Below are 6377 nucleotides of genomic sequence, written 5' to 3'. Positions count from 1 at the left end.
TGTTTTACCGTGGTCAACGTGGCCGATAGTACCAACGTTAACGTGCGGTTTCGTACGTTCAAATTTTTCTTTAGACATGAGTGGTCCCTCTAGGTACGGATTTAGGTGGCCCAAATTGACCACGCAACCAAAAAAAGATAATTGGTAAATCTAATATCAAAAGGAAATAAACTTGAGAGCTGGTGCTGATAGGCAGACTCGAACTGCCGACCTCATCCTTACCAAGGATGCGCTCTACCACCTGAGCTATATCAGCACTCAAATTAGAGTGGAGCGGGCAGCGGGAATCGAACCCGCATCATCAGCTTGGAAGGCTGAGGTAATAGCCATTATACGATGCCCGCAACACGTAACTCTGAGAGCTATTTCCTAAAGAATATGGTGGAGGGGGACGGATTCGAACCATCGAAGGCAGTGCCGGCAGATTTACAGTCTGCTCCCTTTGGCCACTCGGGAACCCCTCCAAATTTTCAAGCCATTCAGACTACTAAAGGAAAGAATGGTGCCGACTACCGGAATCGAACTGGTGACCTACTGATTACAAGTCAGTTGCTCTACCTACTGAGCTAAGTCGGCATAAGTGGTGCGCATTCTATTGAATGATTTTCTAGGTTGCAATAGTAATTTGAAAAAAAATCATAAATTTCGATTTTTTAGATTCGTTTGCTGCAAATTCGTACAAACTTAGCTTTTTTAAAGTAAACTTCGACCTTTGTCGTTTGCTTTGAAGTTCGCTTGATGTATGTTCTTGCTTCTATTAAACCAAGGATAAAAGAGACCCATGAGTCCATTTTTGTCATTTGACCGTGCAAATTGGGCCGAGTTAAGAAACTCTGTACCGATGACACTTTCTGAAGACGACTTGACTGCGCTTCAGGGCATTAATGAAAACCTAACCATGGAGGAAGCGGTAGAGATCTACCTTCCTTTGTCTCGTCTTTTGAATCTGTATGTCCAGGCTCGTCAAAGCCGCAATTCCGTATTACAACAATTCTTAAATACAGAGGAACATGCTCCCCCTTTCGTAATTGGTATCGCTGGCAGTGTTGCTGTAGGCAAAAGTACGACTGCTCGTATTCTAACGGCATTGCTTTCTCGTTGGGAGAATCATCCCAAAGTGTCCTTGGTTACAACAGATGGCTTCCTATATCCGAAAAAAGTACTAGAAGAACGCGGTATCATGCATCGTAAAGGCTTCCCAGAATCCTATGATATCAAGCGCTTAGTCGAGTTCATGTCTGACGTAAAGGCAGGAAAACCCGATCTTGAAGTACCCATCTACTCTCACATCACGTATGACATTACTGATGAACTAAGAAAAGTGGATAGACCGGATGTTCTTATTATTGAAGGTTTAAACGTTCTGCAAAGTGGAATGGACTATCCACATGACCCGCATCGTGTCTTCGTCTCTGACTTTTTAGATTTTTCAATTTATGTCGATGCAGAAACAGAGACCATTGAACATTGGTATGTAGAACGCTTTTTAAAGTTTCGCCAAGGGGCCTTTACGAAACCAGGCTCTTATTTTAGCCACTACACACAACTCTCTGTCGATGACGCAAAGAAAAAAGCGAAGCAAATTTGGCATGATATTAATGGGCTCAATTTAGAATTGAATATTCTTCCAACTCGAGAGAGAGCCCACTTGATTCTACACAAAGGCGTTAACCACTTAGTTGATAAAGTCTCGTTGCGAAAGTAATCGAAGATTAGTCACTTTTACGCAACGAGATTTCACCACCAATATAAGTCTCTAGTCCTTGGGAGGTTTCGATTAATATTCCACCTTGATGATCGATGCCTCGAACGACGCCATGTACCTCTCTAGGCCCAATAAGCAGTTTGACCTGACGATTAAGGAAATTGTCTAACCGATTCCAACGTTCGATAAAGCCAGTAAGCCCTTTCATTTCATATTCGACAAGTGCAGAATTCCAATGCTTGATAAGAGTCATTGCTAGAACATTTCTATCGATCTTGAGACTCTGATTTACTTGGTTCAACGTGGTCCATGGCTGGTCAATCTCAGGCTGGTCGTCAGGCATTCCAATATTCAGGCCCATCCCAATCACTAGATGAGCAGCCCCACCGGCCTGACCCGACATTTCAACCAAGATTCCGGCCAGTTTTTTATCTTGATAATACAAGTCATTCGGCCACTTGAGTTTAACACCTTGCATGCCTACTTCTTCCAGAGCTTCCACTGCGGCAATCCCAATCACCAAGCTCAAGCCCATTGCCGCAGCCATTCCCGCATCCAGTCGCCAATACATAGAGAGATATAAGTTAGAGCCAAACGGTGAGACCCATTGTCTACCGCGACGACCACGACCTTGAGCTTGATATTCAGCAATACAAACACGGCCCTTTTCCGAATCCGCGACTCTGTCGAGCAAATATTGATTCGTTGAGTCAATCACAGGGACGAGTTCAATAAGTGACTCCGAGCTAGTGGTAAAGAGAGTCTCGTCTAACAACTGCAATGGTGAGGCTAATTGGTAACCGCGCCCTTGCACTCGATAAATATCAATACCCCATTCACTAAGACCTTTAATGTGCTTAGCGATTGCCGCTCTAGAAACATTAAGATCGTCGCCCAACGCTTCTCCTGAATGAAACTCTCCATCACTTAATAACTTTAGAATATGAAGTTTCGTAGAGTGATCTTTTCTCATCTAGATGCCTCGATCTGAGCCAAATTGGTCTCCCCGGTACGATTGAGAAAGCGTACTTCATGCTCAAGTATGATTTGGTATTTGTCCCATACTGTCTGCTTCACTAAAGAAGCAAGCGCGACAATGTCATCAGCACTACAATTATCTATGTTGGTCAAAACCAAAGCTTGCATAGGGTTGACCTGCGCACCATGTACAGACTTCCCTTTTAATCCACATTGATCAATAAGCCAACCAGCAGCAATTTTCATTCCTCCTGAAGCTGGGTAGGCCACTACGTTAGGGTATTTTTTTGTGAGTCGATCATAGTGATCTTGCGTGATCACTGGGTTTTTAAAGAAACTACCTGCGTTACCTATCTTGGTTGGATCTGGCAGTTTTGCCTTTCGCACTTGGCATACTCGTTCGAAGATAGAAGCAGGGCTGAGTTGTTCTTCTGGGATACTTTGTAAAGGACCGTACTGGTTAATCGGCTGCCATTGCTTCGCCAACTTAAGCCCTAATGCGGTGATAAAGCACTTTCCGTGCAACGCATGTTTAAATATGGAATCCCTATAGGCAAACTCACAGTCTTGGGCGTGCATTCTTTTGTTTTCAAACGTAGTTAGATCAAGAACATCTACATAATCACAGATGTCTTTTAGCTCTAGGCCATACGCACCAATGTTCTGAATAGGAGCCGAGCCAGCACAACCTGGAATCAAAGCTAAGTTCTCGATCCCACCGATCCCCTGATTCACACACCAGGAAACCAATTCAGGCCAATCTTCACCACCGGCAATATGTAATAGGTAATGCTCATCCGTTTCCGTGACTTCTTTACCCATGATTCGATTAACAATCACTAATCCCTCAAAATGTTCTGTAAAAAGAACATTACTTCCTTTACCTAAAAAAAGTTTCGGTAAATGGGTGAATCTTGGGTTTTGAAATAGCTTAATAACATCTTCAAGCGACTCAACGATAGCTAAATAGGAACACGATTGTTCAATTCCAAAAGTATGGTAAGCCTTTAGGCTCGCATTTGTTTTAATTTGCATAGTAGGTTTGCAACATCAGATAAGATTCTCTTAAACTGTCGACATTCTACATTAGTTATCTTTTAACCGCAGTGACAATACCAGACTCATTAATCATAGAAGTGTTAAATCCCATCAAGCTCCCACTCATTAAGAAACTATACAAAGCGTATTACCCTGCGGGTCGAGCCAAAAAGGATGAATTGATCATTACAGCAAGCCATAAGGGTGAAATCATTGCGTTACTACGTTTAAAAAGTGTAGATAAAGTTCGTCTGTTGACAGGAATGTTGGTCATTCCGAAAGTTAGGGGAACAGGGGTTGGAAAAAAACTACTAACTCATTGTAAAAACAATGTTTTCACTGATGGCGATTATTGCTTCGCGTTTACACATCTCGAATCCTATTATTCCAAGCATGGATTCACAACAATTGATTGCTCTGAGCTACCACACCCGCTAAAAATGGCATTTCAACGTTATGTAGATAGCGGTAAAGATCTCATTCCAATGCAATTCATCTCTTCAACGACATCAAAACGCGTGCTTTTGTAGCCAGGTAAATCATATCTTTGATAAAATGGCAGGTTCGCAATATTGCACTAAACTAAGGTACTCATACCGATATGATAGTAAGTAGGAATCCATTCGAACAGTTGCCAAGTCTCGCTGTCAATCCGGAAGACTTTGATGTTCTGTATTCAGCAGAATCATTCAGAACCCGTCTTTTAGATGCTATCAGCAAAGCAACGTCGCGAATTTACCTAGTCGCTCTATATCTGGAAGATGATGAAGCTGGACGTGAAATTCTCACTGCGCTTTATGAAGCGAAACAGCGCAATCCTGGGTTGGACATCAATATCTGTGTCGACTGGCATCGAGCGCAGCGTGGCCTGATTGGTGCGGAGACATCTGAGGGTAATTCAGCGCTTTACAAAGCATATGCCAGTAAGTACCAACACCCAATCCCTGTCTATGGTATACCAGTGCGTGGCAGAGAAGTTTTTGGGGTACTGCATTTAAAAGGCTTCATTGTCGATGATACTGTTATCTACAGTGGGGCGAGCTTAAATAACGTTTATCTCCATTATCATGAACGTTATCGATTTGATCGTTACCATGTGATTCGACATGAATCTTTAGCGAATTCAATGGTGCAATTCATTCAGGAAGAAATGATTGCTCACCCTGCCGTTAATGATCTTGCAGGAAAAGATAAGCCAGAAACCAAAGAAATAAAGTCGGCGATCCGCCAACTGAGGGCTTCTCTTGCTCAAGCCAACTATAAGTTTGAAGACCAAGCTGCAACAGAAGAAAGCGTAAAAGTCACTCCGTTAGTTGGGCTAGGCAAACGCCGTAATCTGCTCAATCAACAGATTGTAAAGTTATTGGCAGCAGCCCAAGACGAAATTTTCATTTGTACTCCTTACTTTAACTTCCCTAAAGCACTTCATCGTGAAGTGAAACGAGCCATGAAGCGTGGTGTGAAAGTAACTATTGTTGTGGGTGATAAAACCGCCAACGACTTTTACATTGCACCTGAGGAAGACTTTAAAACCATTGGCGGACTTCCATATCTTTACGAAGTGAATTTGCGTCGCTTTGCGAAAGCTAATGAAGCGAATATCGCCGCACGTAAATTGTCAATTCACCTATGGAAGCATGACAATAACAGCTTCCACCTTAAGGGTATTTGGGTTGATAAACGCTATATGCTACTTACTGGGAATAACCTAAATCCACGTGCTTGGTCACTCGACCTAGAAAATGGGCTACTCATACAAGACAATTATGCGAAGCTCACTGAGAAGTTTGAAGACGAAGTTTCGCGTATTCTTGAGCATACTCACCTTATCTGTACTTATAAGCAATTAGAGAAAGTAGAAGACTATCCTATAGGGGTACAGCGACTGGTCAGAAAAATTACCCGCCTAAAGGCAGATGGTGTTTTAAAACGTATTCTTTAGACATCATTTCTAGCTCTAAAGTACGTCGAGATTTTTATACTAAGCCAACCGCTTTAGCAGTTGGCTTTTTCATATAATCCATTTGGAATACTTAACTATTTTCTAGTACCGCTAGTGAGCACATAACCACTTAGATCTAGAGCGACTCTCTTAATGGGTTTGAGCTTTGACGTTTGTGAGTATTCCGCATAGCTTACAGCCTCGAGCTAAGCTACCCCTCTCTGTTCTGGCGCTTCTTACCCTTTGCCTTTGGCGATATATTTTTTCTGAGACTCATCAAATGTTCAGCGTCGAAAATTATCACCTCGCTAATGAAGAGCTCCTTCAATCTTTCATCTTCCAATTCTTTTCAAGTCGTTTGATTTTTGAGCCAGGAGAGATGGGGTATATATGACGCTTTTCTAGGTTATGCGTACAATTCGTTTTTTCTTTCTCATCAAGATTCGAGCCGTTGAACGCCTTTGAATACCATAGATTACTTAGGCTTGTTTGTAGGTCATATTGTCTTTCCACAGCATCAACGGCCTATAATTAATTAAAGCCTAGTGTGTAATCACGTAGAGTTCGCTTAGTAAGGATTATGGGGAGTAGTCTAGTTAGGTGTAAACACACTTCAGGGAAACGCCGCAGTAGAAAAGAAAAAAGCCTCAGTCTTTCGACTGAGGCTTAATATAAGTGGCGGAGTGGACGGGACTCGAACCCGCGACCCCCGGC

Annotated in this window: 5 protein-coding genes and 4 tRNA genes; 3 read left to right on the top strand and 6 right to left on the bottom strand. The window is 42.5% G+C overall.

Annotated features, from left to right (window positions below; all coding sequences use genetic code 11):
• Positions 1 to 180: 180 nt before the first annotated feature.
• The 4 genes from R8O10_RS23575 to R8O10_RS23560 all read right to left on the bottom strand — a co-directional run bounded on the left by R8O10_RS23575 (position 181) and on the right by R8O10_RS23560 (position 576).
• A tRNA-Thr gene (locus R8O10_RS23575) sits at positions 181 to 256 on the bottom strand.
• A 13-nt stretch (positions 257 to 269) separates the two neighbouring features.
• Positions 270 to 344: transfer RNA gene (locus R8O10_RS23570), tRNA-Gly, on the bottom strand.
• Positions 345 to 379: 35 nt separating this feature from the next.
• Positions 380 to 464 (bottom strand) — tRNA-Tyr (locus R8O10_RS23565).
• A gap of 36 nt (positions 465 to 500) precedes the next feature.
• Positions 501 to 576, bottom strand: a tRNA-Thr gene (locus R8O10_RS23560).
• A gap of 205 nt (positions 577 to 781) precedes the next feature.
• Between R8O10_RS23560 and coaA the strand changes: the two genes are divergently transcribed.
• Positions 782 to 1705: a type I pantothenate kinase gene (coaA, locus tag R8O10_RS23555; RefSeq protein ID WP_005388683.1), complete on the top strand. Its 924-nt coding sequence runs from the start codon at positions 782 to 784 to the stop codon at positions 1703 to 1705.
• 7 nt (positions 1706 to 1712) lie between these two features.
• On the opposite strand, the gene birA is transcribed toward coaA, so the two are convergent.
• On the bottom strand, positions 1713 to 2678 hold the full coding sequence (gene birA / locus R8O10_RS23550; RefSeq protein WP_318191762.1) for a bifunctional biotin--[acetyl-CoA-carboxylase] ligase/biotin operon repressor BirA: 966 nt from the start codon (positions 2676 to 2678) through the stop codon (positions 1713 to 1715).
• Positions 2675 to 3718 carry a UDP-N-acetylmuramate dehydrogenase gene (gene murB, locus R8O10_RS23545; RefSeq protein ID WP_318191761.1) on the bottom strand — a complete coding sequence of 348 codons (1044 nt, stop codon included), beginning with the start codon at positions 3716 to 3718 and terminating at the stop codon, positions 2675 to 2677. Before murB ends, birA begins: the two co-directional genes overlap by 4 nt.
• A 101-nt stretch (positions 3719 to 3819) precedes the next feature.
• Here murB and R8O10_RS23540 point away from each other — a divergent pair, with 101 nt between their 5' ends.
• The gene (locus R8O10_RS23540) at positions 3820 to 4251 is read left to right on the top strand and encodes a GNAT family N-acetyltransferase (RefSeq protein WP_318191763.1); all 432 of its coding nucleotides are present in this window, start codon (positions 3820 to 3822) and stop codon (positions 4249 to 4251) included.
• A gap of 71 nt (positions 4252 to 4322) precedes the next feature.
• Complete coding sequence (pssA, locus tag R8O10_RS23535; protein ID WP_005388686.1) at positions 4323 to 5663, top strand: CDP-diacylglycerol--serine O-phosphatidyltransferase; 1341 nt, start codon at positions 4323 to 4325, stop codon at positions 5661 to 5663.
• The last annotated feature ends 714 nt before the right edge of the window (positions 5664 to 6377 follow it).

The organism is Vibrio sp. 1727, assembly GCF_033344415.1.
Classification (GTDB): domain Bacteria; phylum Pseudomonadota; class Gammaproteobacteria; order Enterobacterales; family Vibrionaceae; genus Vibrio; species Vibrio alginolyticus.
This window is presented reverse-complemented; position numbering and strand designations above follow the sequence as displayed.